The sequence below is a fragment of the Streptomyces sp. NPDC101234 genome (genome assembly GCF_044767525.1).
In the GTDB taxonomy this organism is placed as follows: domain Bacteria; phylum Actinomycetota; class Actinomycetes; order Streptomycetales; family Streptomycetaceae; genus Streptomyces; species Streptomyces sasae.
The window spans coordinates 1-25,091 of sequence record NZ_JBIWOA010000051.1; the positions used below are offsets into that span (position 1 = coordinate 1).

At 67.0% G+C, this 25,091-nt stretch carries 19 protein-coding genes and 1 pseudogene; 12 read left to right on the plus strand and 8 right to left on the minus strand.

All coding sequences use genetic code 11. The annotated features are described in order from the left end of the window. Window positions 1-540: 540 nt before the first annotated feature. Window positions 541-738 (plus strand): annotated as a pseudogene (locus tag ACIRR9_RS49950) (IS256 family transposase); the annotation flags it as partial. Window positions 739-769: 31 nt separating this feature from the next. Here ACIRR9_RS49950 and ACIRR9_RS49955 read toward each other — a convergent pair. From ACIRR9_RS49955 to ACIRR9_RS49965, 3 genes are all read right to left on the minus strand, one after another. Continuing rightward, entirely contained in the window at window positions 770-916 is a 147-nt protein-coding gene (locus tag ACIRR9_RS49955) for a hypothetical protein (RefSeq protein ID WP_403766837.1), read from the minus strand. Between the two features lie 527 nt (window positions 917-1,443). Further along, on the minus strand, window positions 1,444-2,361 hold the full coding sequence (locus ACIRR9_RS49960; RefSeq protein ID WP_403766840.1) for an alpha/beta hydrolase: 918 nt from the start codon (window positions 2,359-2,361) through the stop codon (window positions 1,444-1,446). A gap of 482 nt (window positions 2,362-2,843) precedes the next feature. Then, window positions 2,844-3,890, minus strand: coding sequence for a nuclear transport factor 2 family protein (locus ACIRR9_RS49965; RefSeq protein WP_403766843.1), 1,047 nt, complete (start codon window positions 3,888-3,890; stop codon window positions 2,844-2,846). Window positions 3,891-3,959: 69 nt separating this feature from the next. Here ACIRR9_RS49965 and ACIRR9_RS49970 point away from each other — a divergent pair, with 69 nt between their 5' ends. From ACIRR9_RS49970 to ACIRR9_RS49995, 6 genes are all read left to right on the plus strand, one after another. Next, window positions 3,960-4,955, plus strand: coding sequence for a GlxA family transcriptional regulator (locus ACIRR9_RS49970; RefSeq protein WP_403766996.1), 996 nt, complete (start codon window positions 3,960-3,962; stop codon window positions 4,953-4,955). Between the two features lie 752 nt (window positions 4,956-5,707). Beyond that, window positions 5,708-6,283, plus strand: coding sequence for a TetR/AcrR family transcriptional regulator (locus ACIRR9_RS49975; protein ID WP_403766846.1), 576 nt, complete (start codon window positions 5,708-5,710; stop codon window positions 6,281-6,283). A 281-nt stretch (window positions 6,284-6,564) separates the two neighbouring features. Continuing rightward, entirely contained in the window at window positions 6,565-7,146 is a 582-nt protein-coding gene (locus ACIRR9_RS49980) for a TetR/AcrR family transcriptional regulator (RefSeq protein WP_403766849.1), read from the plus strand. A 190-nt stretch (window positions 7,147-7,336) separates the two neighbouring features. Beyond that, complete coding sequence (locus ACIRR9_RS49985; protein ID WP_403766852.1) at window positions 7,337-8,350, plus strand: NADP-dependent oxidoreductase; 1,014 nt, start codon at window positions 7,337-7,339, stop codon at window positions 8,348-8,350. 540 nt (window positions 8,351-8,890) lie between these two features. Next, window positions 8,891-9,589, plus strand: coding sequence for an SDR family oxidoreductase (locus ACIRR9_RS49990; protein ID WP_403766855.1), 699 nt, complete (start codon window positions 8,891-8,893; stop codon window positions 9,587-9,589). Between the two features lie 103 nt (window positions 9,590-9,692). Next, window positions 9,693-11,132 carry a DHA2 family efflux MFS transporter permease subunit gene (locus tag ACIRR9_RS49995; protein ID WP_403766858.1) on the plus strand — a complete coding sequence of 480 codons (1,440 nt, stop codon included), beginning with the start codon at window positions 9,693-9,695 and terminating at the stop codon, window positions 11,130-11,132. Window positions 11,133-11,424: 292 nt separating this feature from the next. On the opposite strand, the gene ACIRR9_RS50000 is transcribed toward ACIRR9_RS49995, so the two are convergent. Continuing rightward, complete coding sequence (locus tag ACIRR9_RS50000) at window positions 11,425-11,934, minus strand: winged helix-turn-helix transcriptional regulator (RefSeq protein WP_403766861.1); 510 nt, start codon at window positions 11,932-11,934, stop codon at window positions 11,425-11,427. Window positions 11,935-12,056: 122 nt separating this feature from the next. Between ACIRR9_RS50000 and ACIRR9_RS50005 the strand changes: the two genes are divergently transcribed. From ACIRR9_RS50005 to ACIRR9_RS50020, 4 genes are all read left to right on the plus strand, one after another. Continuing rightward, window positions 12,057-12,956: an alpha/beta hydrolase gene (locus tag ACIRR9_RS50005; protein WP_403766864.1), complete on the plus strand. Its 900-nt coding sequence runs from the start codon at window positions 12,057-12,059 to the stop codon at window positions 12,954-12,956. Window positions 12,957-13,137: 181 nt separating this feature from the next. Next, complete coding sequence (locus ACIRR9_RS50010; protein ID WP_403766867.1) at window positions 13,138-15,027, plus strand: propionyl-CoA synthetase; 1,890 nt, start codon at window positions 13,138-13,140, stop codon at window positions 15,025-15,027. A 584-nt stretch (window positions 15,028-15,611) separates the two neighbouring features. Beyond that, complete coding sequence (locus ACIRR9_RS50015; RefSeq protein WP_403766870.1) at window positions 15,612-15,746, plus strand: hypothetical protein; 135 nt, start codon at window positions 15,612-15,614, stop codon at window positions 15,744-15,746. Between the two features lie 678 nt (window positions 15,747-16,424). Next, a complete protein-coding gene (locus ACIRR9_RS50020; protein ID WP_403766999.1) occupies window positions 16,425-17,219 on the plus strand; it encodes an IS5 family transposase in 795 nt (264 codons plus the stop codon). Here the strand turns inward: ACIRR9_RS50020 and ACIRR9_RS50025 are convergent. The 4 genes from ACIRR9_RS50025 to ilvD all read right to left on the minus strand — a co-directional run bounded on the left by ACIRR9_RS50025 (window position 17,167) and on the right by ilvD (window position 24,022). Then, window positions 17,167-17,694, minus strand: coding sequence for a hypothetical protein (locus tag ACIRR9_RS50025; RefSeq protein WP_403766873.1), 528 nt, complete (start codon window positions 17,692-17,694; stop codon window positions 17,167-17,169). The genes ACIRR9_RS50020 and ACIRR9_RS50025 overlap by 53 nt on opposite strands. A gap of 135 nt (window positions 17,695-17,829) precedes the next feature. Then, window positions 17,830-21,357 carry an indolepyruvate ferredoxin oxidoreductase family protein gene (locus tag ACIRR9_RS50030; protein WP_403766875.1) on the minus strand — a complete coding sequence of 1,176 codons (3,528 nt, stop codon included), beginning with the start codon at window positions 21,355-21,357 and terminating at the stop codon, window positions 17,830-17,832. Further along, entirely contained in the window at window positions 21,354-22,316 is a 963-nt protein-coding gene (locus tag ACIRR9_RS50035; protein WP_403766878.1) for a 2-hydroxyacid dehydrogenase, read from the minus strand. Before ACIRR9_RS50035 ends, ACIRR9_RS50030 begins: the two co-directional genes overlap by 4 nt. Further along, window positions 22,313-24,022 (minus strand): dihydroxy-acid dehydratase, encoded by a 1,710-nt coding sequence (gene ilvD / locus ACIRR9_RS50040; RefSeq protein WP_403766881.1) that lies wholly within the window; start codon window positions 24,020-24,022, stop codon window positions 22,313-22,315. Before ilvD ends, ACIRR9_RS50035 begins: the two co-directional genes overlap by 4 nt. A gap of 85 nt (window positions 24,023-24,107) precedes the next feature. On the opposite strand from ilvD, the gene ACIRR9_RS50045 reads away from it, so the two are divergent. Next, window positions 24,108-24,713 carry a TetR/AcrR family transcriptional regulator gene (locus tag ACIRR9_RS50045; protein WP_403766884.1) on the plus strand — a complete coding sequence of 202 codons (606 nt, stop codon included), beginning with the start codon at window positions 24,108-24,110 and terminating at the stop codon, window positions 24,711-24,713. The last annotated feature ends 378 nt before the right edge of the window (window positions 24,714-25,091 follow it).

Genomic DNA, 25,091 nt, shown 5'->3' on the forward strand with positions numbered 1-25,091 from the left:
CCGTGAGCGCCGCGACACCGGTGACGGCGGCGACGAGGCCGACGGCCTTAGCCGCGAGTCGGCCCTTGATGATCTGCATGGGTCCCCTTCCATGGCGCAAGCCTTCCGAGTACGCGAACGCCTGCTCCGCCGTCTGCTGACCCGACGCGGTCATCGGGCGCGGGCTGACTGTGGAGCAGCGGTATCACGGTGCCTTAGGGGGATGCGTGGAGTCTAGTTTCCCAAACGAGCCTGGACGAGCCCGTACAGCCATAGCCCCGTCGTATCCGTCGCGCCCGGCCCAAACCGGCACCTACATACCGTCTAGAACCCGCACCTCTCACGTCTTGCAGTTCAGCCAGGCCACCGCTTGACCCCGTGGTCCGCCGAGATTGACGTAGAGCCGATCCTGCCCGTTCTTCCGCCACCGACTGACATGCAAGTCGTCCATGCCGCCCCCTGATCCGCATGCCTCACAGACCCAGATCAGCACACGCCGCACCGGACGCGGCAGAGCGCGAATCGGCCAGGCAACGGCGACTTGTTACAGGTTTCTCTACCTCATTGAAGCTTCGGACCAAGGTCACCCGCGGCGCCGGCAGCCCGGCCGCGGCCCTCGCGATGGTCTTCAAACTCGTTGAGTCCGCCCAGGCCCGCTGGCGAGCGGTCACCGCACCGCACCTCGTCGCCCTCGTCCGAGCCGGCGCCCGCTTCGAGAACGGCCTCCTCGTCGAACGAGACAAGACCCTCGCAGCGTGATTCACCTCAACTGATCCACAGGTCTTGACAATTACTCGAGGAAGGGTTCGTCGGCGGTCAGCCGGACACCGTCGGTCGGCTGCCTCTTGCCGTACAGGTGGTCGACGACCTGGTGGGCGACGTGCTTGCCGTCGAGTGCGGTGGTGTCGACCGGGTGCAGCAGGTTGCCGACGGCCAAAACGCCGGGGCGGCCGGTGGGCTGGGCCGGTGCCGGTGAGGGGGCCGAGGCTCCCTCACCGAGGGCGATGCCGGCGGCGCGGGCGAGTTCGTGGTCACGGATCCAGCCGCCGGTGAAGACGACGGTGTCGTATCGTCCTGGGCTTCCTGTTCCTGCTGGCGGTCACGACTTTGCAGTGAGCCGACGCACCGTCGACTGCGCTCGCTGCGAGCCACGAGACATCGAGTGAAGCTGCACCACTCATTTCACGTCGTTCTCCGCACCATTCGTGCCCCCAGCAGCCTGCGACGCCGGTGGGCCCCTGAGGGCTCATGTCCAACGATTCACATACACAGGCCCTCTGGCTCATACGAGAAGCAGAACACGACTGTCAGACGCACGAGAACACGCCTCCACCCCGAGCTCCCACGAGATCGACCCGGCCGGAAAGCTCATTCACCGGCTCGGTTCCCCGGAGTCGAGGTGAAAGCGCGAACATGCCGCCGCACCGTCACGGAGCGGACGTTGGACTGCCGACCAGGAACGGGTCAGATCTTGGTCTTCTCGCGGATCCACGCTCCGATCCGCGCGATCGCGGCGTCGACTTCCGGAACGCGGCCGGCACCGAAGACATACGAGTGCTGGCCTCCGGGGACCACGACAGTCGCTGTGTCAATTCCGGCGTCCCGGACACGAGCAGCGAATTCCTCGTCCTCGCCGGCCAAGACCTCGTACGTGCCCCAGGAGACGAGGGTCGGGGGCAGACCGGTCAGATCCGCCCGATTCAAATTGATCCTGCTGTCCGTGAACTCGATGCCGGTGCCGCCGATCCAGGACTCCCGGAAGAACTCCAGAAGCCCCTTACTGAGAATCTTGTCCGTATCAGCGTTGGTCTCCATGGTCTCATTGCTGATCTCAAGGTCACACCAAGGAGAGATGGATACGATGGCGCCGGGCAGAGCCTGCTTCTTGTCTCGGAGCCGAAGCGCCAGAGCAACAGCAAGGAATCCGCCGATTGAGTGACCGATCGTGACGATGTTTCCCGGCGGATACCCCTCGGAGGTCAGCCAGTTGAAGGCTGCCTCCACATCGTCCAGCTGAGCCGGGTACTTGTGTTCCGGCGCCCGCCGGAAGTCCAGGACCAGCACGGGAACCCCAGCGGCCTTGGCGATGTGACCTGCGAGCTTACGGTCGACGAATGCCGACGACACGACCGATCCACCAGCGTGACCGTGCAGGAGCACATATTCGGTGTTGGCACCGACCGGTTCGCACCAAATCCCCAGAACACCCCCGGCGTCCACCTCTCGATAGGTGACGCCCTCCGGCTCGCGGGCCTTGAGATGGACGCTCTCGACCCGAGTACGCGTCGCATCCAGCTCCGACTCCGGAACTACCAGTCCGGCCATCCAGTCCGCGAATTCGACTGCTTCTGGGCTCAGCTTAACTGCGGCGTGATCAGACACGCGGCACCTCCACATGACCTGTTCAGGGTGCACCCGGCCGAAACGCCCCTCGTCCATGGGAAACGGCGGGAACGAGATCTCGTCGGGTGCGCGGCCCATTCGACTTTCACATCTGACCCTAGGAAGCCTGAGTTCAGAAAGTCAACCCACCTTTCTATGAAAAACGGATTCACCGCCCCTTGATCTCATCCACCTTTCCCGCACAACTGGAACTGCCGACCGGGCACCCGGCGAAGACCACGCCGGACAGGCGAAGGAGTTTCCTGGCGAGCCAGGCGCAAGCAAGCCGCCCGGGGCAGCCAAGCGAGATCACCAGCGCCGCACAGCCCTCGCCATCGAGTCGAGCCAGAGCAGCTTCACAACCAGCGCAGGCCTCACACACAGCAGCAGGAAGCGGTCTCCGCTCCGTCCGCGAGGCACGTCCCCCGTCCGGGCGTCACGCCCGCCGCGCCAGCGTGGTGGGTGTGGCACCCGGACGCCGGTCAGAACATCGTGTTGCCGTTGGCGGAGGTCTCCGGCACGTCCTGCACCACGTCCCAGTGCTCGACGATCCTTCCGTTCCGCACCCGGAAGAGGTCCACAACCGCTTGGCCGCGCTCGCCGGGCACTTGGACGACGTGGCTGTGAACGGCCACCAGATCCCCTTCGGCGATCACCCGCTTGGGGGTGGCCGTCAACTGCGGGAACTGTGCGTAGTAAGCACCCAGCCCGGCCTTCGCGCCCGCCACACCGTCGGGGATGTACGGATTGTGCTGGTGATATTCGGGGCCCACGTAGGTGTCGATGGCGGACAGGTCCTTCTTCACCAGGTACTGCTCGACGAACGCGGTGACCAGTTTCTTGTTGTATTCGGTGAGTCGGGCAGGGCCCGGCGCCTCGGTCTGGGGCTGGCTGATCGTTGAGAACATGTCGTTGCCGTTGGCCGTGGTCGCCGGCACCGCCTGCATCACGTCCCAGTGCTCAGCGATCTTCCCACCCTGGAAGCGGAAGATGTCGAAGACGGCGAATCCGCGGGAGCCGGGCGTCAGGACCATTTTGGAATGCAGAAGCACAAGGTCACCCTCGGAGATGACCCGCTTGATGTCGTACGTGGCATCCGGGTACTGCTGTCGCCACGCGGCACCGAAGGCCTTGAAGGCTGCGGCGCCGTCCGGGGCCAGTGGGTTGTGCTGGATGTAGTCCGGCCGCACGAAACGGTCGACCACTGACATGTCCCCCCGCTCGAACACGCCCTTGAGGACGTCGACGGCAACCGCCTTCTGGTAGGCGAGCCGGGCACTTTCGCCGTACCCCTCGATGGGGGCGCCCGCCGCTCGTCCGTGGTCGCGCGGGAACGTGTCCGCAGCCTTCGACGGGACGGCGGCAATGGCGGGCACAGCGGTGGCACCAGTGAGGGCGATGGCCACGATCGCGGCGGCGAGGCTACGACGGCGCATGGTCGCAGTGGTGTTCATGGGATTCTTCTCTCCGAACTCAATGAAAACGTAGGCATCTTGACCGTCGACACGCATCGTGACGGTGCGGGCCATGCGTCCAGCGTGACTGTCGTCAGCGTTCGCTACCATGGCATGAACGACAACTTCCGACGGGATCCTGCCATGACATCCGTTCACCGAATCGTCGTCCTGGCCGTCGACGGCGTATATCCCTTCGAACTGGGCATCCCCAGCCGTGTCTTCGGTGCCGCGGACGGCCGCTACGAGATCCTCACCTGTACAGTCGACGGCCGCCCGGTCCGCACCAACTCCGACTTCTCGATCACCGTCGAGCACGGTCCAGAGGTGCTGAAAACCGCCGACACCGTCGTCATCCCCCCGTTTGTCTCCACCGCCGTCACCCGGGAGGTGCCGGAGGCGGTCGTGAAGTCCCTCGCGTCCGTAAGTCCTGGAACACGCTTCGTGTCGATCTGCACCGGCGCTTTCGTTCTCGCCGCCGCCGGACTCCTCGACGGCAGACCGGCCACCACCCACTGGGTTGTGGCCGGCCTCTTTCGAGAGTGGTTCCCGGACGTCGCACTGGACCCTGATGTCCTGTTCATCGACGACGGGGACGTACTGACCTCCGCCGGCGCTGCGTCCGGGCTCGATGTCTGCCTGCACATCATTCGCAAGGACCACGGAAGCGATGTCGCCAACCAAGTGGCGCGCATGTGCGTCATACCCCCATGGCGCGACGGAGGGCAGGCGCAGTACATCTTGCACCCGATGCCCGAGACCACGACCAGCGGAACCGCGACCGCACGTCAGTGGGCGCTGGAGAACCTCCACGAGCCGATGACCTTGGCGGATCTCGCAGAACACTCCCACATGAGCCTGCGCACCTTCGCCCGCCGTTTCACCGAGGAGGTGGGCACGAGTCCCGGACGATGGCTGATCCAACAGCGCGTTGACCGGGCACGACACCTCCTGGAGAGCACCGATATGCCGGTGGACGAGATCGCCGGCCAGGTCGGCTTCGCCAGCGGCACGTCGTTGCGCGAGCACCTGCATGCAGCCATCGGCGTCTCACCGCTCGCCTACCGACGCACCTTCCGGGGCGCCCTGTCACCCAACCCATCGAGTGCGACCGCCTACACCGCTACGCGAACGTCGTGAGCAATCAGCCCGACATCCGAACCTCGCCGTGAACCCGGAATCGGCGCACTGCCAATGACCGGCGACTTCCGACTTGTCCCCTGCTCGATTCAGTCGGTGCGGCCACGCTCTCGCAGCCTCATCCCAGGCAGACGGGGCACAGCCAGGGCCCTTCCCTTGCCACTCCGAGCTGTCTGAGCCGGCCTTCCCCACCCGTGGCCCGGATGCCGCCTCTCGGCACCATGCGACGGCCCCTAAGCGATCCATGCCCACGCGAACACCAGCTGCCGTTACCAGCACCACCACCTCACCCCTCAGCGACCGCACACGCGTCACACCTGCGTCCGGCATGTCGCACGCTGCCCAGCCGGAACTCGAGGCACCTCAAGCGCTTTCGGCGCCCCTGGCCCGACGTCAACTCCAGCGATCACGCGATGGGCACCCCCTTGTCTCCCCCACGAGGCAGGCCCACTTGCGGAAGCCGCACAGCCCACATAAGATTACGGCCATACTTCTAAAGACCGGACCGAAATCACCCGAGCACAGACCGTAACCCGAGCCCAGCGATACGGACTATCGTCCCGTCCGTGATCGCGGCACACGTTTGCATCCCATGCGGCGTTCCTCGACGTCGTTGAGTTTCTGGACGTTCCCGGTCTCCCCTCCACCTCACACACAGGTGTCGTCCTTTCCGGAGCCGTCCACGTCCCCGGCAGGGACGACCAGGGGCATCCGCTTCTCGCTGCATGACAATCCCGAGGCCCTTGCGAATCATGTCGAGCCATGACACACCGAAACCCGTTCGAGCGGACGCAGCACGGAATCGCAACCGCCTGCTTGAGGCAGCACGTGTCGCATTCGCGTCCGAGGCTCCGATATCCCTGAAGCAGATCGCACGGGATACAGGCGTGGGGATCGGCACGCTCTATCGGCACTTCCCCACCCGAGAAGCGTTGGTAGAAGCGATCTATCAGCAGGAGTTGACCCAGCTGTGCGCCGAGGCGGAAGCTCTCCTCAGCATCCAGGATCCGGCCCGCGCGCTGCGCAGCTGGATGGACCGCTTCGCCGAATACGCCAGTACGAGGCGGGAGACCACGGACGCGCTACGGACCGCTCTCACGTCCGACATCATGACGGCCTCACGGTTTCGGGGGCAGCTGTGCGATGCCGTGCAGTCCATCCTTGATGCCGGAATCGCCGCTGGGGCGATCCGCGATGACGTGTACGCCGAGGACATCGTCGTCGCCCTCGTCGGCATGTTCGCAATGACGTCACAGGCAGGGGAGCGCGACCAGTTGGTCCGCCTGCTCGACCTTCTGATGGACGCAGTCCGGCGCCCACCCGCCTGAGGGCCCGCAGTGCGCAGCGACCATGACCCGGATCCCGTCTAGCGCCTGACTGTGTCCCAGATCTCACTCCAGCGCCCACCACTCCCCAAGCTGAGGACTGACGTGGCCGCTAGGCCCTCCCTGGCCCGCGCGGTGCCCTTCACCAGGACCGGACCCAACCACGCCTCCTGGTCACACAGCACTCCGGAGGGACTTCCACTCCCCGACCTCGTGCTCGCGATCGCAGGAATGATGGCCTGAAGCCATTCCGGGAGACAGACCTGTCTGTTAAGTTATACATCATGAGCACCGCCACCACGCGGCGACCCGCCCGGGACCGCATTCTCGACACCGCATGCGAGCTGTTCTACGCCCATGGCATTCACGCTGTGGGCGTGGACCGGCTGATCGCGGAGTCAGGGGTCGCCAAGGCGACGCTGTACAAGCAGTTCCCCAGCAAGGACGACGTGGTCGCCGCCTACCTGAGGCGGATGGACGACAGCTGGCGACGCCAACTGCGCTCGGCCGCAATCGCGGCAGGCACCGATCCGCGCGAGCAGCTCTTCGGCCTCTTCGTCGCGCTGGAGAAGGCGGCTCAGGAAGGCACGTTGGGCTGTGCCTTCATCAACGCGGTGGCGGAGTACGAACCCGGAAGTACCGCGCATGCCATCGCCGCGGAACACAAGGGTTCTGTGCGCACCTGGGTTCGCGACCTGGCCACCTCGGCCGGCGCCACCGACCCCGACACTCTCGCATTCCAGCTCACGCTCCTCATCGACGGAACCCTGGCGGCGACACGGGTCGGAGATGCCGACATCGCCGCCGGGGCCGCCAAACAAGCAGCGCGCGATCTCCTCGACGCGGCCTGCTCAACCCCCGGCTGACCCTCGCCGGGGTCCGCGTCGCCGACGGTTTCCTGAACTGTCATGACGACCGTTCTGGACAGCCGTAGATCGTTCGTCCGATGCGGCTCGTTCCCGAAACCGGAACTGATTCACCTCTTTAATAGACAGACCTTTCTGTACGCTACGTATTCGAGCATCACCCCCCCGCCGCCGAAGGGATTTGATCCACATGTCCGAGCAGTTGCCCACCACCGCACGCGCCTGGCACCTCGACACTCGCCCGCAGGGCTGGCCGTCGCCATCCGGCTTCTCGCTGCGCCAGGTGGAACTCCCCGCACTCGGTCCGGGACAGCTCCTGGTCGAGAACGAGTACCTGTCGGTCGACCCCTACATGCGCGGCCGGATGAGCGACAAGAAGTCCTACATCGAGCCCTACGAGGTGGGCAAGCCGATGGACGGCCCCGCGGTCGGGCGGGTCCTGGTCTCCAACGCCGAGGGTTTCGTGCCCGGCGACTACGTCGTCCATGTCCTGGGCTGGCGGGACTACGCGGTGGTCGACGCGGCGAGCGCTCAGAAGGTGGACCCGGGTCTGGCACCACTCACCGCCTATCTCGGCGTGCTCGGCCTCACCGGTCTCACCGCCTACATCGGGCTGGAGCGCTTCGCGAAGATCAAGGAGGGCGACACGGTCTTCGTCTCCGGCGCGGCGGGAGCGGTCGGCAGCCTGGCCGGCCAGATAGCGAAGCTGAAGGGGGCCGGACGGGTGATCGGCAGCACAGGCTCCACCGACAAGGTCAAGCTGCTGGTCGAGGAGTACGGCTTCGACGCCGCGTTCAACTACAAGAACGGGCCGGTCGCCGAGCAGCTGGCACAGGCAGCGCCCGACGGCATCGACGTCTTCTTCGACAACGTCGGGGGCGAGCACCTGGAGGCGGCGATCGGCGCCCTCAAGCTGCACGCGCGGATCGTCCTGAGCGGGATGGTCTCCCAGTACAACGACGAGAAGGTCGTAGGACCCCGCAACCTATGGAACCTTTCCGTGACGCGTTCGAACGTGCTGACGTTCATGTTCAGCGAAGAGCTGGACCTCCAGCCGGACTTCATCCGCGAGGTCGGCGGCTGGCTCGCCCAGGGCAAGCTCCACTCCCGCGAGACCGTGAGGGAGGGCCTCGACAACACCCTGGACGCGTTCTTCGCGCTGATGCGGGGCGAGAACGTCGGAAAGATGATCGTCAAGCTCTGAGCCAGCCATCAGGTAGCTGAACGTGGGGGCCCGCCGTGCACACGGCGGGCCCCACTTGTGCTGCGACCGCCCTGCAATCGGCGCACGTGGCATCCGCCTGCCCAAGCACGTGACGCCGACACTCTCAGGGCCGAAGTCCACGGTGCACCAGGTGCACCAGCAGAAGGCGCCCCCCACGTGGGACATCACACATGTCCCGCAGCTCGGAGCGCTTGCGATCACCGACGGACCCTAAATAAAATTACGACTGTACTTCAATGATCGATCTCCAACGCCACCGACTCGGCCGACCATTCTCAATGGCCGGTGTGCCGCTGGGCGCCCGGACTGTCGTTCCACGCCCGACGGGCGCTGCCCAGCCAAATCGAGCGGCCCACGCCCGGAAAAGGCTGGTCAAGGCAGCCTCGGTCTGGTCCTCGTTCGTAACCAGCCTCTCCCCATACGGAGACACGGCTGGGGTCCTCGCGAATGGCCGACTGGGTCCACGGGCGGCGCGGCCGATCCGTTCAGCGCACCTCTGCTACTTCACCAGGATTTGCCATGGACATCTCCACCAGCACCGCCCTTGTCACGGGAGCGAACCGAGGCTTCGGCAAGGCTCTCGCCACCGAACTGCTCAAACGTGGCGCCACCGTCTACGCCGGTGCCCGCAACCCCGACCAGGTCGACCTGCCCGGAGCCAAGCCGATCGCACTCGACATCACTGACGCGGCTTCCGTCACGGCCGCCGCCCAGGCCGCCGGCGATGTGACGCTCCTGGTCAACAACGCAGGCTCGTCCACCAACGCCGACCTGCTCTCAGCCGGCCTGGAGGACATCCGCCTCGAGATGGAGACCCACTACTTCGGCACTCTGTCGGTCGCCCGCGCCTTCGCCCCCCGAATCGCCGCCAACGGCGGTGGAGCAATCCTGAACATCCTGTCCGGCCTGTCCTGGGTCAGCTTCCCAGAGCTCGGTGCCTACAGCGCTGCCAAGTCCGCGGAGTGGTCGCTCACCAACGCGCTGCGCCTGCAGCTCGCCGACCAGGGCATCCGAGTGACCGGACTGCACGTCGGCTACATGGACACCGACATGGTGAAGGAGGTCGACGCGGTCAAATCCGCCCCCGCCGACATCGCCCGGATCGCCGTCGACGGCATCGCCGCCGGCGCCTACGAAATCCTCGCCGACAACGCCGCCCGACAGGCGCAGGCCGCGCTGGCCGGAGGTGTCTCGGTGCTCTACCCACAGCTCCCCTGACCGAGGGACAGCCCCGTGGGGCGGCCGTGCCGCGTAAGCCCACGCCGCACGGTCGGCAACCACATCCACCGACACCCACCACATACGCCAGCCAAGGAACATCATGCACCAGCATCGTAAGCAACCGGATCGGCGCGGCAGTGCCGCGTGGGCAGTGGTCATCACCAGCGCTGCCGGATTCATCACCGCGCTCGACAACCTGATCGTCACGACCGCTCTCCCCTCCATTCGCAAGGACCTCGGCGGCGGCCTCGAAGACCTCGAATGGACCGTGAGCGCCTACACCCTCACCTTCGCGGTCCTGTTGATGTTCGGCGCCTCGCTCGGCGACCGCTTCGGTCGCAGACGTCTGTTCGTCGTCGGACTCGGGATCTTCACCACTGCTTCGGCCGCGGCCGCGTTGGCACCGGAGATGGGTGAACTGATCGCCGCCCGCGCGGCTCAGGGCGTTGGCGCGGCGATAGTCACGCCGCTCACACTCACCCTGCTCTCGGCCGCCGTCCCAGCCGAGCGCCGCGGCGTGGCCTTCGGCGTCTGGGGTGCGGCCAGCGGTATCGCGGTCGCCACCGGACCGCTCATCGGTGGCACGCTCACCGAGCATCTCTCCTGGCAGTGGATCTTCTGGGTCAACGTCCCGCTCGGCCTGGCACTGATACCGCTGGCCTTGTTCCGGCTGAACGAAAGTCACGGCCCGAACCCGAGTCTCGACCTCGTCGGCACGGTGCTGGCCAGCGGTGGTCTGTTCGGCATCGTCTACGCCCTGGTGCGCGGCAACACTGACGGCTGGAGCAGCACCCCTGTTCTGGGTGGTCTCTTCGCCGGTGCGGCGCTGCTCGTCGGCTTCGTCCTCTACGAGCTGCGTGCCAAGCACCCGATGCTGCCGATGCGGCTCTTCCGCCACCGCTCCTTCAGTATGATCAACGCCGCGAGCATGCTGATGTTCCTGGGCATGTTCGGGGCGATCTTCCTGCTCAGCCAGTACCTGCAGACGGTCGGCGGCTACTCGCCGATGGAGGCCGGCGTGCGGATGCTGCCCTGGACCGCGATGCCCATGATCGCAGGACCGCTGGCCGGGGCACTCTCCGACCGTATCGGCGGCGCGCCCGTCGTCGCAGTCGGCATGACCTTGAACGCCATCGGACTCGGACTGTGGGCGCTGGCTGTAGAACCGCAGGTTTCCTACAGCTCCCTGTTGCCGGCACTGATCGTCTGTGGCATCGGAATGGGCATGTTCTTCGCCCCCAGCGCAAACCTCGTCATGAGCACGGTACGTCCCGAGGAACAGGGCATCGCCTCTGGCGCCAACAACGCGATCCGCGAGGTGGGAGGTGCCATCGGCGTCGCGTCATTGGCCGCCGTATTCTCCGCCCAGGGCGGCTACGGGTCTGCCAAGTCCTACGTGGACGGACTTGTCCCGGCACTCTGGGTCGGGGCAGCAGCAGTAGCCCTGGCTGCGATACTCGGCTTCCTGATGCCCCGCCGATCCAAGATCGCCGACGTGGCCTCGGAGGATGCCATGCTCAGCACGCCGGTTGCGATCTGAACCCCTCGGCGAGGGGGCGGTGCAGCCAGTCGCGGCTGGACCGCCCCTTTTGCCGTCCTGTGGCGCATCGAGCGCTGCGAGGGAACATCACGGCACGGCCGGGGCCCGTCGAATGCCCTGCTGAGCACTGCCTGGATCCGCACGGGCGCTAGTTCCGCCCCAGCTGGCAGCGTCCGCAAAACGGCCCGCCTCACGTACCCGGAAAGTCACGCAGAAATGCCGGTCATCAAGACCGGCATGCAATGCAGCCGGGCGCGAGTACGCACGGACACAGCGGGCAACCGCTTCGGTCTCACTCGGCCGGCTTCGCCCAGAAGCCAGGGCCGGGGACTCGCTCCATGTCCTCTGCTTGTACAGAGTGCCCGTCTTCGCAGCGCATCTGGACATCGACATGCGCGCCGCAGTCGCGATGTCGTACCAGCACGGGTGGGCCTTCAGGGGCGGCGCAGTAGCGATCCCCCCACTGCATGAGCCCCATCACCGCCGGGACCAGATCCATGCCCTTGGGGGTGATCACGTATTTCGGCCGACTGCGTGAGCCGGGCTCCTTGTACATCTCGGTGTCCAAGATCCCTTCCTCCACCAGCATACGGAGCCGAGTGGCGAGGAGGTTGCGCGGACAGCCGAGAACGCGCTCGAACTCGCTGAAGCGAGATGAGCCGTACCAGACCTCACGAAGGATCAAGATCGTCCACTTCTCACCCACGATCTCGAGGGTCCGCGCGATCGAACAGTTTGAGATGTCTCGTTCGAGTTGAGGGTCCAAGCCGGTGTCCGTCAGAGATTCAGTCCACGCATCCATGGAGTGATTCTAACGGGATCTGGGTTTACTTAAATATACTCAGCCAGGTACTGTCATCACCGGCAACACCGACCCCGCCTCACGGGAACCCGCACAACACCCGCCCCGCGTGGAGCACCACCATGACAGCCAGCACGGAAGCACACGAGTTCGCGGAGTTCCTCGCGAGCGTGAGCGCGAAGTCCGCAACCCCCGGACTCGACCTGTCCGTCATCCGCGACATCGTCGACTCGAACCACAAGGCATCGACCGAACCCGAAGACGTCACCTACGCCGAAGTCGACGCCAACGGCGTACCCGCCCTCTGGGCCATCCCCGAGGGCGCCGACCCCGACAAAGTACTCCTCCACCTCCACTTCGGCGGATCCGTCACCGCTTCCATGCACTCCGACCGCAAGGCCCCCGGCCACATCGCCAAGGCCGCCGGGGCCCGCTCCCTCGTCGTCGACTTCCGCCTGGCACCGGAACACCCCTACCCGGCACAGCTCGACGACGTCGAAACCGCCTACCGCCGGCTCCTCACCCAGGGCCACGAACCCCACAACATCGGCAGCACCGGCCACTCCATCGGCGGCACCCTCGCAATCCTGCTGCCCCTGCGCCAGCTGGCCAACAGCGAACCCACCCCCGGCGCCATCGTCAGCCTCTCACCCTGGACCGACCTCACCCTCCACAACAAGTCCATGGACACCAACGAGGCCAACGACAAGATGCTCAGCCGCAACACCCTCGAACTCTTCCGCGACGCCTGGATACCAGACCCCACCCTCGACCCCGCCGACCCCCAGACCAGCATCGCCAACGCCGACCTCACCGGCCTGCCCCCCACCCTCGTCTACCACGGCGAACACGAAACCCTCGCCGACGACGGCACCCACCTCGCCGACGCCAAGGTCACCTCCGAAACCCACACCCTCCCCGAAGGCCAGCACCCCTTCATCCTCGCCGCCGGAAGCGTACCCGAAGCCAACGAAGCCATCACCAAAATCGGCAACTGGCTCCACACCCACCTCAACAACTAACCAGAGCCTGATGGCGAGACCTGCCGACCAGGTCCGCCGACACCATCGCAATGCCGGTGGCCGAGCCATCGGTCTCAGGCATTCTGATCACCCCTGTCAGTTGGTATGCGCTATTCGTCTCCGACAGCGATTTGCACCCTCCACCACACCCAGATCCCGCGATGCCACAAAGGAGTGCGCGATGGGAATGTACGAGGACGTCTTCCACTCAAGCACCGAAGACCCGGAGGCCTTCTGGTTGAAGGCGGCAGAAGGGATCGACTGGGAAGTCGCTCCGGCACGCGCTCTGGACTCCTCGGGCGCCCCCTTTTACCGCTGGTTCCCAGACGGCCGGCTCAACATCTGTTTCAACGCCCTTGACCGGCACATCGAAGGCGGCCGAGGCGAGCAGCCCGCGCTCATCTACGACTCGCCCGTGACCGGTACCCGGCGCACCTACACCTACAGACAGCTGAGGGGCGAGGTGGCGGCCTTCGCCGGAGCACTCACGCAGCTGGGCGTGGGCCATGGCGACCGCGTGGTCATCTACATGCCGATGGTTCCCGAGGCCGCTGTCGCGATGCTCGCCTGCGCGCGGATCGGGGCGGTCCACTCGGTCGTCTTCGGCGGGTTCGCCCCGCACGAACTCGCCCTCCGCATCGATGACGCCGCCCCCAAGGTGGTCGTCTCCGCCTCCTGTGGCATCGAGGGCAAGCGTGTCATCGCGTACAAGCCACTCCTGGACCGGGCGATCGAACTCGCCGCGCACAAGCCGGAAAAGCGTGTGATCCTGCAGCGCCCCCAGCAGACGGCGGAGATGGGGCCGGACGATCTCGATTGGGCCGACCTGGTCGCCACCGCGCCGCCGGCGGACTGCGTTCCCGTCCAGGCAACCGATCCCCTGTATATCCTCTACACATCCGGAACAACCGGCAAGCCCAAGGGAGTTGTCCGCGACTGCGGCGGCTACGCAGTGGCCCTCCACTGGTCGATGGGTGCCGTGTACGACGTGGGCCCGGGCGAGACCATGTTCACCGGATCCGATGTCGGCTGGGTCGTCGGCCACTCGTACATCGTCTACGCGCCGCTGCTGGTCGGGGCGACGACTGTCCTCTACGAGGGCAAGCCGGTCGGCACACCCGACGCAGGACAGTTCTGGCGTGTCGCCGCCGAGTACGGCGTCAAGACCATGTTCACCGCGCCCACCGCGTTCCGGGCCATTCGCAAAGAGGATCCGCAGGGAAGGCTCACCGCAGACTACGACCTCTCTCAACTGCGCTATCTCTTCCTCGCCGGTGAGCGTCTCGATCCCGAGACCTACCACTGGGCCAGTGAGCTCCTGGGCGTGCCTGTGGTCGATCACTGGTGGCAGACCGAAACCGGCTGGCCCATCGTCGCCAATCCGGTCGGTATCGAACTCTCCCCCCTCAAGCCCGGCTCCCCCACGCGTCCGCTGCCAGGATGGGACGTCCGAGTCATCGCCCCCTCAGGCCAGTCCGTGCCCACGGGCGTCGACGGTTCGATCGTCGTGAAGCTCCCGCTGCCGCCGGGAGCACTCCCCACCCTATGGAACGACGACGAACGCTACGTCGCCTCCTACCTCTCCGCCTACGACGGCTACTACCTCACCGGTGACAGTGGGCACATCGACGAGGACGGCTACGTCTTCGTCATGGGCCGCACCGACGACGTCATCAACGTCGCCGGACACCGCCTGTCCACCGGCAGCATGGAAGAGGCCCTGGCCGCCCATCCCGATGTCGCCGAGTGCGCCGTCATCGGCGTTGCCGACGCTCTGAAGGGACAAGTCCCGCGTGGCTTCGTCGTCCTGAAGTCGGGCACCGGCAGCGACCCGAACGCGGTCGAGGCCGAACTCGTCCAACTCGTACGCGAGCGCATCGGCGCCGTCGCCTCCCTCAAAGACGTCACCGTTGTGGCCGCCCTGCCCAAGACGCGTTCGGGAAAGATCCTGCGCAAGACCATGCGTGGCATCGCCGACGGGCGCGACGAACCCATCCCCTCGACCGTGGACGACGCAAGTGTCATCGAGGTCCTGCGCCCGGTTCTCCGCCGTGAGGGTGACACCCCATGAGCACCGGTTGCCGACCGCCACGGCCAGAAAGCGCTCAAGCGCCCTGCGCGACGCGCATCTCACCGAAGCAGGCAAGGACACGGACGCCTTGGCACCCGTTTCTCGAACCGGCGCGGGGCTCACATGGCCCACACTGCGGTCTGGCGGTCGGCGAAGCCGAATTGGCGCAAGGGTACGTTCCTCAGCGATGGGCTTACCAGCAGGATGCCGACACGCTGGTGAGCGCCAGCAAGTCCTACGACCTGGCGCGACATCGCCTGAACATCTTCACCCCGAGGACATCTCCCAAGGCTCCTCAAGCCCTGAAGCCAGGTGCAGACAAAGGGTTGCTGTGACTGCATATCGAGCGGACAAACGGATGCAGCTGGACTGGGCGACAAGCCCAGCACCCTGACGCCGTAACCAAATCCCTATGTCACAACCCAACACTTGGGCCGTATCCGATGAGCGGAGGAGGGCGGGCCCACCGCGTACCGCCTCGTGGGGACGAGACTTGGTACGCGAGACTGGCCCGGCGGCCGGTTCCGTTCCCCGGAACCGGCCGCCGGGCCCCATTGGTTCGCCCCCTGCTCGCGTCGCCGCAGATGAGCGGACACCTAGTCATCTTTGACGCCCTGCTCAGCCGGATCGTGCATGCCCGCTTTCGCGTCAAGGACAAGCACGCGCTCTCCGTCGCGGACAAGAGCAATCACCCCACGCTGCAGCGACAGCTCAAGTAGTTGCCCTGGAAGGACATCCCGCTGCCTCGCGTTCCGCGCCCTCCGACTCATTTGGCGCGACAACATCGCCGTCGGCCTGAGCAAGCATTCCCGCGACGCCACTCGACCGCTGAACACCCTCGGCATCAGGTGATCACATCGGACGCAACCGCGAGAATGCCACAGCCCTGGGCTCCGAACGCCCGCCGATGTCGCCAAGTTCTTCGCAAACAGCAGTCCCACGGAGATCCAATCAGCATGTTGATTCTCCTGCAGCCCCGGTAGCTAGCGCTTGACGTGTCCAAGCACGGCGAGGGCGCCGATGCCGAGGAGCGTGGGTTCGGACAGGCGTGAGGGCATCTCGACGCAGGCGCCGACGGTATTGAGGATCTACCCAGAGGAAGAGTCCACCGCGACGCCGAAGGCCTTAGAAGCCGTATCTCAACCGATCAAGGAACGTGCGGGTCGAACAGGTTTCCCGCCGGGGTGATCTTCCCCGTGTACGCGCATGAAGACAGGGCCTCTCGGTAGCTCGGGGATGCGAATCTGACCGAGCAGCGCCGGGAGGCCCTGGTGTCGTTGTTGTACGCGTCCGAGCCCGTTCAGTTCAACTCGGCTGCTCCATCGTGCGATTGCCTCGCGCACGTGTACGGCAACGCGGCCGACCATCCGGACCGGGAACGCCGGTATCCCTCCGACATGACGGACGCGGAATGGGCGGCTGTGCGGCCTTTGCTGCCGGTGCCGGCCTGGCTTCAGGGGCGGGGCGGGCAGCCCGAGGGTTACTGCCACCGCCAGCTGCTGGACGCGATCCGCTACCTGGTCACGGGCGGGATCTCCTGGCGGGCGATGCCCGCGGACTTCCCTGACTGGGGCCGGGTCTACGCCTTCTTCCGCCGCTGGCGCGAGCACGGGCTGATCACGGAGTTCCACGACCGGCTGCGCGGACGGGTGCGTGAGCGGGAGGGCCGTGAAGCGGAGCCGACCGCCGGGATCATCGATGCGCAGTCGGTGAAGGCCGCTGCCTCGGTGCCGTCCGTCTCGCGCGGCTGGGACGGCGGGAAGAAGGTGGGCGGCCGCAAGCGGCACATCGTGACCGACTGCCTCGGCCTGCTCCTGGTCGTCGCGGTGACCGCCGCGAACACCGGCGACCGGGAGGCGGCGACGGGCCTGCTGCAGCGGCTGCGCCGCCTGCACCGTGACATCTGCCTCGTCTGGGCCGACGGCGGCTACACCGGCGGCCTCGTCGACTGGTGCCGGGACAAACTCGCCCTGACCATGGAGATCGTCAAGCGCACCGACGACATGACAGGGTTCGTGGTGCTGCCCAGGCGCTGGGTGGCAGAGCGCACGTTTGCGTGGCTGATGCATTCGCGCCGACTGGCCCGGGACTACGAGACGTTGCCGGCCGGCAGCGAGGCGATGATCCGGTGGTCGATGGTCACGCGGATGAGCCGTCGCCTGGCACGGCCACAGGCCGCCGGCCGGCACTGAAAGCCCCCGACGCCTCCTGCACGAGCCACCCGCGCTCGGCCAGGCGTCTGGCCTTCGAGCGCACCCCCTCGACCTTCGCCGACGTCGTCCCAAGGCCCAGCCCCACCGCGACCTCCCTGGCCTTCAGCGGATTCTGGCCCGTCGGCTGCCGCTCGTCGAGCACGCCCAGGATCCGTTGGTAGTCCAGCGCCAGCACCGTCACCGGCAGTCCTTCGCGCCAAGGCGGCACGACCGAACCCGACACCGGCGAGGGTGCGGGTTCCTGCTCCGACTCGGCCCCGGCCGCGGCGGTGGTCTCGGCAGCCGAGGCAGCGAGGGCCTCGACCAGCTCCTCCCGCGCGATCACCCGACGGTCCAGCTCGATCTCCGCGGCCTCCAACACCCCAGCCAGCTGCGCGATTTCCTCCCGAAGCCCTTCCACCCGCACACGGGCCGCTGTCTCCCGCTCCTCCAGCATTCCCAGAACCGACGCCATCGCGCACCCCTCGCTCATGGAGCGGAAACAAGACGCCGGATCCCTCCCTCATTCGGAGCTGCACCATGCCTGACCAGCAGAAACCAAGCGATCACGTTCGGTTGAGATACGGCTTCTTATCCGTGCGGGCCCAGGTCATGCGCTGGACCAACCTGCCATCCGGCCGCGAAGCTCGACCAGCCGCTGGCGGTACGCCTCGACATTGCCGAGCTTGATGTGCTCGTAGCCGCGCACCAGGTCGGGCAGTTGGGCGATCTCCATGGCCAGCGTGTGGTTTGCCGGGCTCAGGGTGGTGATGAGTTCCTCGATCACCTCGGTGTACTCGGTGATCAGAGTGCGCTCGACACGACGGACCTCGGCATAACCGAAGAGGTCCAGCTTGGTGCCACGGACCCGCTTGCCCCAGCGCAGGACGACATAGAAGACGGTGAACCAACTGCCGAGGGAGAGCTTGTTCTTCATGCCCATGGCGCGGAGCACGGGCGGGTGCAGCTTCCAGCGGACCTTGGCGCCCTCGCCGAACTCGGCGGTGATCCTGGCGCGTTCGGTCTTGTCCAGCGAGAGTCGGGCGACCTCGTACTCGTCCTTGTACGCCATCAGCTTGTGCAGGAAGAAGGCGACGGCTTCGGCGAAGCCGGGCTGCCCCGGTACGGCCGTCCGCTCCGCCTGGTGTGCCTTGGCGACGAGGTCGGTGTACCGGGCGGCGTAGGCCTCGTTCTGGTAGTCGATCAGGTCCGGCACCCGGATCTTCAGCGACGCTGCCAGTGTGCTGCCGCTCTCGGCGCCGACCGTTGCGACCAGTTCGGCGGCCCGTCCGGTTAGCTCGGCGGCCAGGGGCGGCTCGGGCTGCGGATCCGTGAGCGCGGCGGCCAGCACGTCCGGGTCGGCGACCGCTTGGCGGCCTCGGCGGAAGGCCTGGACGTTGGCTTCCACCGCGACACCGTTCAACTCGATGGCGCGCTCGATCGCTGCTTCCGTCAGTGGCAGGGCACCCGCCTGATAGGCGGTGCCGACGAGGAGCATGTTGGCGAACTGGTCACCGCCGAACAGTGCCTCGGCGAGGCCCTTGGCGTCCACGTAGGCGTTGTGACCCGGACGGGTCTTGGCATCGATGGCGTCGGTGATCGGGTCGTGATCCGGGAACGCGGTCTCCGGCCGCCGGATCATCGACCCACTGGGCACGTCCGCGGTGGACACGATCGCCACGGTGCGGTCCCGGTGCGCGGTCGCGAGATTCTTCGGATTGCCGCCCACCAGCATGTCGCAGCCCAGGTACAGGTCACAGCCGCCGGTACCGACCTTCGGCGACAGCGGCTGGTCCCCCACCGTGAACTTGAGGTCGGACACCACTGGGCCGGCCTTCTGAGAGAGCCCGACCTGGTCAAGCCCCCGCGGGCTGAGTCCGTCGATGAACCCGGCGGCGGCCAGTACCTGCGCGACAGTGACGATGCCGGTGCCGCCGATTCCGGTGATGCGGAGGGTGAATCCTTCCGGGTCGAACAAGCGCGCGGGCTCGGGCAGGTCCGATGACTCCAGCGCGGGCGCGCGCCTGACCCTGCGCTTGGCCTGGGGGGCCGGGATGACCTCTATGAAGGACGGGCAGTCCCCCTTGAGGCAGCTGTAGTCCTTGTTGCAGGACGGCTGGTGGATCTGTGTCTTACGGCCGAACTCCGTCTCCACCGGAGTCACCGACAGACAGTTCGACTTCTGCCCGCAGTCACCGCAGCCCTCGCAGACCCGCTCGTTGATCATGACCCGCATGGCCGGATCCGGGGCCTGGCCGCGCTTGCGCTTGCGTCGGAGTTCGGCCGCGCAGGGCTGGTCGTGGATCAGAATCGTGGTGCCCTTGACCGTCCGCAGTTCCTCCTGGGCGGCCATGATGGCGTCCCGGTCGTGCACCGACGCGACCTTGGGCAGGCGCACCCTGCGGTAGTTCTCCGGGTGGTCGGTCGTGATGACGATCTTCTTGACGCCCTCGGCCTGCAGCGTCCGAGCCAGTTGCGGCACGGTGTAGCCGCCGACCGCGTCCTGCCCGCCGGTCATCGCCACGGCGGAGTTGTAAAGGATCTTGTATGTGATGTCGGTACCTGCCGCGACACTGGCCCGGATGGCCAGCAGCCCGGAGTGAGCGAGGGTCCCGTCGCCCAGGTTTTGGAAGGTGTGTCCAGCGGTGACATAGTCCTGCTGACCGATCCACTGGGCGCCTTCACCTCCCATCTGGGTCAGCCCGGTGACCGTACCGGTCTGGCTGGGCTCCATGAACACGGTCATGGCGTGGCAGCCGATGCCGCCGCCCATGAGTGACCCTTCGGGCGCCTTCGTGGACGTGTTGTGGGGGCAGCCCGAGCAGAAGTACGGCGTGCGGTTCACCGGCGTCAGCGTCAACGGGATACGCACGGGGGCGGTCAGCAGGTCGAGCCGGGCCCGTACCGACGGCCGCTCGCCCAGGGCCAGCAGCCGGGGCGCGAGCACCTTGGTGATCGCATCGGCGTCCACCGCTCCGAAGCTGGGCAGCAGCGGGATGCCGTTGGCATCCCGGGTGCCGACCACAGTCGGCCGCCGGGCCGAGTTGAACAGCTCCTCCTTGACCAGCTGCTCCAGGAACGGGCCTTTGTCCTCGACCACGACGATCTCGTCGAGTCCGTCCGCGAACTCGCGCACGATCTGCGGCTCCAACGGCCACACCAGGCCGACCTTGAGCACCCGCACCCCTGCGGCGGCCAGGTCGTTTTCGGTGGCCAGTCCCATGTCAGCCAAGGCCTGCCGCAGTTCCAGATAGGGCTCGCCGGTGGCCACGATGCCGATCCTGTCCTGCGGTCCGCGTGCCACGATCCGGTTCAGACCGTTCAGGCGGGCGTACTCCTGCACCAGCGGCAGCCGCACCTGGTGCAGGTTCTGCTCCATCGCCTCGGCCAAGGCCGCGCCCAGCTTGGTCGCCACCTGGTGCGCGTACGGCTTGCCATCGCGCAGCGGCGGTCGAGGGTCGAACCTGTCGACACCGAGATTCACCACGCTGGAGCCGTCTGCCACGTTGGTGGCGATCTTGATCGCCGTCCACAGCCCCGTGGCACGGGACATCGCGATCCCGTGCAGGCCGTGGTCCAGCACGTCCTGGCTGTCCGCCGGAACCAGCGTCGGGATCAGTGCGGCCCGCAGGACGGTCTCCGAGCCGCACGGTACGGTCGAGGACTTCGCGGTCGCGTCATCACCGCAGAAGGCCACCACGCCGCCGCCGACGTGTGTTCCCATGAGATTTCCGTGCCGGATGGCATCCAACGCCTGGTCGACGCCCGGGGCCTTGCCGTACCAGAACCCGGCGACGCCGTGCAGGTCGGAGCCGAGCTGCGTCACCGCCTGCGTGCCCAGTACGGCCGTCGCGGCCATCATCTCGTTCATCCCGGGCCGGAAGTCGACTCCATGGGACTCCAGCAGCTTCGCGATCGGCTTCATCGCAAAGTCCACCGTCCCCAGCGGGGAACCCTGGTAACCGGTCATGAAAGCGCGCGTTCTCAGGCCCCGGCGGTCATCGGCCCGCCGTACGTCGAGCGGAACGCGGCACACCGCCTGGACCCCGGTGAGCAGTGCGGGTCCGTGGGTGGCGGTGTAGCGCTCCTCAAGCCGGAACTCGGGCCGCGGGACCGGACGTTCACTGGCGACGGTCATCGTTGGTTTCCTCCGGCGGTTTCGGGAACGGGCGTGAGGAGAGTCCCGTCGCTCAAGTAGCTGTCGAGATTGCGCAGCCCGAGCGTCAGCATCGCCATCTGGGTCTCGCCGGTGGCACTTCCGACGTGCGGGAGCAGCACGACGTTCTCCGTCTCCCGCAGTACCTGGGGTACATATGGCTCATTGGCGTGGACGTCCAGCCCGGCGCCGGCCAGCCGGCCATGGGACAGCGAGTCGATCAAGGCCTGTTCGTCGACGACACTGCCGCGGGCGACGTTGATCAGGTAGCCCTTCGGACCGAGCGCCTCGATGACCGTGCGGTCGACCATGTTCTCGGTGCCGGCGCCGCCGGACACGGCGACCACCAGCACCTCGACCGCCCGCGCGAGATCGGCCGGCGACTCGGCGTAGGCATAGGGCACGCCCGGGACCGGGCGGCGGGAGTGATAGGTGATCGGGCAGCCGAAGGCGGTCAGCCGGGTGGCGATCGCCGAGCCGATCCGGCCGAGGCCGAGAATGCCGACGCGGCGGCCGCTAACCTTGGTCGCCGGCGGAAACTGCTGGTGCCCGGGCCACAGGCCGTCCCGGACGAAGCGGTCCGCGGCCGGGAAGCGACGCAGGGTGTCGATGAGCAGGCCGACGGCGGTGTCGGCGACACAGTCGGTGGACACATCGGGAGTGTTGCTCACGACGATGCCGTGCTCGGCCGCGTAACCGACGTCGATCGCGTCGTAGCCGACGCCGAGGTTGACCACAGCACCCAGCTTGGGCAGTCGCGCCATCAGCCCGGCGTCAACACCCGACAGGCTCGTCGTCACGGCGACGGTCACTTCATCGGCGTACTCCGCCAGGAAGCCGTCACGGTCCGCCTCTGCCGGCAGTACGAGCGCGTCGTAGCGGCTCTGGAGCATCTGAAGGGCTGCGGGCGGCAGTCCGGCAGCCAGGACCCGTCCGGTCACTGCGCCTCCAACGTTTCCTCGGGCCACACCAGTGCCCCGCTGTGCGTGACCGCGCCCTGATGCGCGGGCCGGACGAGCCTGGCGTACTTCTCGGCGGCCCCGGCCAGCGGAACCGTACGCTGGAGCGCCTTCCACGCACCGCGTCTTCGTGCCAGTTCGGCCTCGTCGACCAGCAGGTCGAGGGTGCCGGCGTCGGCGTCGATACGGATCCGGTCGCCGTCCCGCACCAGGGCGATCGGGCCGCCGTCGGCCGCCTCCGGGCAGACGTGCCCGACGCACAGCCCACGGGTGGCGCCGGAGAACCGGCCGTCGGTGATCAGGGCAACCTTGCCTCCCATGCCCTGTCCGACGATGGCCGACGTGGTGGACAGCATTTCCCGCATGCCCGGCCCACCCCGCGGGCCCTCGTTGCGGATGACGATCACATCGCCTTCGGCGTATTCCCGCTTGCGAACCGCGCGGAACGCGTCCTGCTCGGTTTCGAACACCCGCGCCGTACCCTCGAACTGGCGGTTCGCGGTCGCCGACACCTTGATGACCGCGCCGTCGGGGGCCAGGCTGCCCCGCAGGACCACCAGTCCGCCACTGGCACTGATCGGATCCGACGCGGGCCGGACCACCTCTCCGTCGGGGTCCGGAGCGTCCGCGAGTGCCTCGGAGAGCGTGCGGCCGTCGAAGCTCAGCGCGTCCCCGTGCAGGAAGCCGCCGTCCAGCAACGCCTTGAGCACCACCGGAGTCCCGCCCACCTGGTGCAGATGGTGCGGCACATAGGGGCCGCCCGGGGCCAGCGCCGCGATGTGTGGGGTGCGGCGGAACACCTCGGCCAGGTCGTCGAGAGTGAACTCGATGCCCGCCTCATGCGCGATCGCCGGCAGGTGCAAGGCAGCGTTGCTGGAGCCGCCGGTCGCCGCCACCACCGCCGCGGCGTTCTCCAGGCTGCGCCGGGTGACCAGCTCCCTTGGCAGGGGCCCGCCACGCTCCAGATTGGCCATCAGTTGCTCCGCCGCGGCGCGGGCCACGGCCTGCCGCTCGGCGTAGGGCGCCGGGATGGTAGTGCTGCCCAGCGGCGCCAGCCCCAGCGTCTCCGCGTAGCTGCCGCCGGTACCGGAGGAGAACTGTCCCGGGCACGAGCCCAGCGTGGTCGTCATGGCCTGGGAGAAACGCTCCAGTTCCGCCTCGGTCATCTGCCCGGCCTGTACCTTGCCGACCGCCTCCAGGACGGAGAGCGGGTTGGTCTCCTTGCCCTGCCAGAACGGCAGCAGCATGGTGCCGCCGTGCAGGAACAGGCTCGGCACGTTCAGGCGGACGATCGCCATCAGCAGCCCTGGAATGGTCTTGTCGCAAGCGCCCACGCCGACCAGCGCGTCATAGTTCTGGGCTCGCACCACGATCTCCACCGAGTCCGCGATCGCCTCCCGCGACATCAGCGAGAACCGCATGCCCTCGTGATGCTGCGTCAGCAGGTCCGACACCGAGATCGTGGAGAACTCCCGAGCGGTGCCGCCGCCTGCCTCCACACCGATCTTCGCCGCCGCCACCTGAGGCTGCAGCGACATCGAACACGGCGAGACCTCGCCGTAGGTATGAGCCACACCGACGAACGGACGCTCGATTGCCGCGTCGTCCAGGCCGGTCGCGCGCAACTGCCAACGGTGAATCGTCCGGTCCAGGCCGGTGGTCACGATGCGGGACCGACGGTCAGCCACAGCGACCTCCAGTTTCGATAGGAAAATCTATCGGATAGGAAAAAGTATTGGATGTTACGGTGGGCCCGTCAAGGGAGGAGTCCAAATGCCGAAGGGGCCCACCAGGCGGCGGCCTCAGACGAGGGCGCGACTGCTCGAGGCGGCGATGGACGCGTTCGCCGAGGCCGGGTTCGGCGCGACCTCGATCGACGAGATCTGCCGCCGCGCCGGCTACACGACCGGCGCCTACTACTCGAACTTCTCCAGCAAGGACGAGCTGTTCTTCGCCCTCTTCGACGAACATGCCGCCCGCGCCCTAGAGCGGCTCGTCAGCAAGGTGGCCGACCTGACCGCAGGGGACCCGACGCCGGAGCAGATCGCGGGCGTCCTGGCCGACCTCAGCCCGGAGGAGCGTCGCTGGTACGTGGTCAGCACCGAGTTCACGCTCTATGCCCTGCGCAACCCCGAGGCCGCCCAGGTACTTGCCGACCACGATGCCAAGGCCCGCGCCGAGCTCGTCCGGATTCTGACGGCGTACTTCACGTGCCGGGGCCGTGAGCCTGCCGTCGACCTCGACCAGTTGGCCCGCCTGATCATCGCCATCCGCGAGGGCGCACTCCTGCAAAGTCTGGTCGAGCCTGATGCCTTGCCCACCGGAACACTCGAAGCGGCCTTTCTGCCCGCTCTGCTTCGCTCCGTCTTCCACCCCTAGAAACACCGTCGTCGGACTGGGACCCAAGCCCTGTCGGTCGCCTTCAGACATATCAAGCGGCCCGACATTGCCAGGGCCGCCGAGCGAAGCCGATCCCGCCCACGGCCGGGGGCACCGAAAACCCAGCTCTGGGCCTTCCTGAGCGCCCCTGGTCACCGAGCTGCGCCCGCACCGATGCGGCGAGCGGGTCGAGTCAATGCAGCAGGAAAAAGCGGATGCGGTCCGCAACGGCCATCCCCGGGGCCGGCCAGCAGAGGACCGGGCCCTGCCGGCCATCGACCGCTGGCGCACGAACTCACGCTGCGGCACCCTCCGCCGCAGTCCGGCACCTCGAACTCTGCGGCCAACCGCATCGCCGCCCTCTCGGACCGTCGATGG

Bases quoted from the DNA above. Each gene is read 5' to 3' on its own strand.
- ACIRR9_RS50045 (WP_403766884.1), top strand. From the start codon at position 24,108: ATGCCGAAGGGGCCCACCAGGCGGCGGCCTCAGACGAGGGCGCGACTG.
- ACIRR9_RS50005 (WP_403766864.1), top strand. From the start codon at position 12,057: ATGACAGCCAGCACGGAAGCACACGAGTTCGCGGAGTTCCTCGCGAGC.
- ACIRR9_RS50020 (WP_403766999.1), top strand. From the start codon at position 16,425: ATGACGGACGCGGAATGGGCGGCTGTGCGGCCTTTGCTGCCGGTGCCG.
- ACIRR9_RS49995 (WP_403766858.1), top strand. From the start codon at position 9,693: ATGCACCAGCATCGTAAGCAACCGGATCGGCGCGGCAGTGCCGCGTGG.
- ACIRR9_RS50000 (WP_403766861.1), bottom strand. From the start codon at position 11,934: ATGGATGCGTGGACTGAATCTCTGACGGACACCGGCTTGGACCCTCAA.
- ACIRR9_RS49965 (WP_403766843.1), bottom strand. From the start codon at position 3,890: ATGGCCCGCACCGTCACGATGCGTGTCGACGGTCAAGATGCCTACGTT.
- ACIRR9_RS49975 (WP_403766846.1), top strand. From the start codon at position 5,708: ATGTCGAGCCATGACACACCGAAACCCGTTCGAGCGGACGCAGCACGG.
- ACIRR9_RS50015 (WP_403766870.1), top strand. From the start codon at position 15,612: ATGAGCGGACACCTAGTCATCTTTGACGCCCTGCTCAGCCGGATCGTG.
- ACIRR9_RS49985 (WP_403766852.1), top strand. From the start codon at position 7,337: ATGTCCGAGCAGTTGCCCACCACCGCACGCGCCTGGCACCTCGACACT.
- ACIRR9_RS49980 (WP_403766849.1), top strand. From the start codon at position 6,565: ATGAGCACCGCCACCACGCGGCGACCCGCCCGGGACCGCATTCTCGAC.
- ACIRR9_RS49990 (WP_403766855.1), top strand. From the start codon at position 8,891: ATGGACATCTCCACCAGCACCGCCCTTGTCACGGGAGCGAACCGAGGC.
- ACIRR9_RS50025 (WP_403766873.1), bottom strand. From the start codon at position 17,694: ATGGCGTCGGTTCTGGGAATGCTGGAGGAGCGGGAGACAGCGGCCCGT.
- ACIRR9_RS50030 (WP_403766875.1), bottom strand. From the start codon at position 21,357: ATGACCGTCGCCAGTGAACGTCCGGTCCCGCGGCCCGAGTTCCGGCTT.
- ACIRR9_RS49970 (WP_403766996.1), top strand. From the start codon at position 3,960: ATGACATCCGTTCACCGAATCGTCGTCCTGGCCGTCGACGGCGTATAT.
- ACIRR9_RS50010 (WP_403766867.1), top strand. From the start codon at position 13,138: ATGGGAATGTACGAGGACGTCTTCCACTCAAGCACCGAAGACCCGGAG.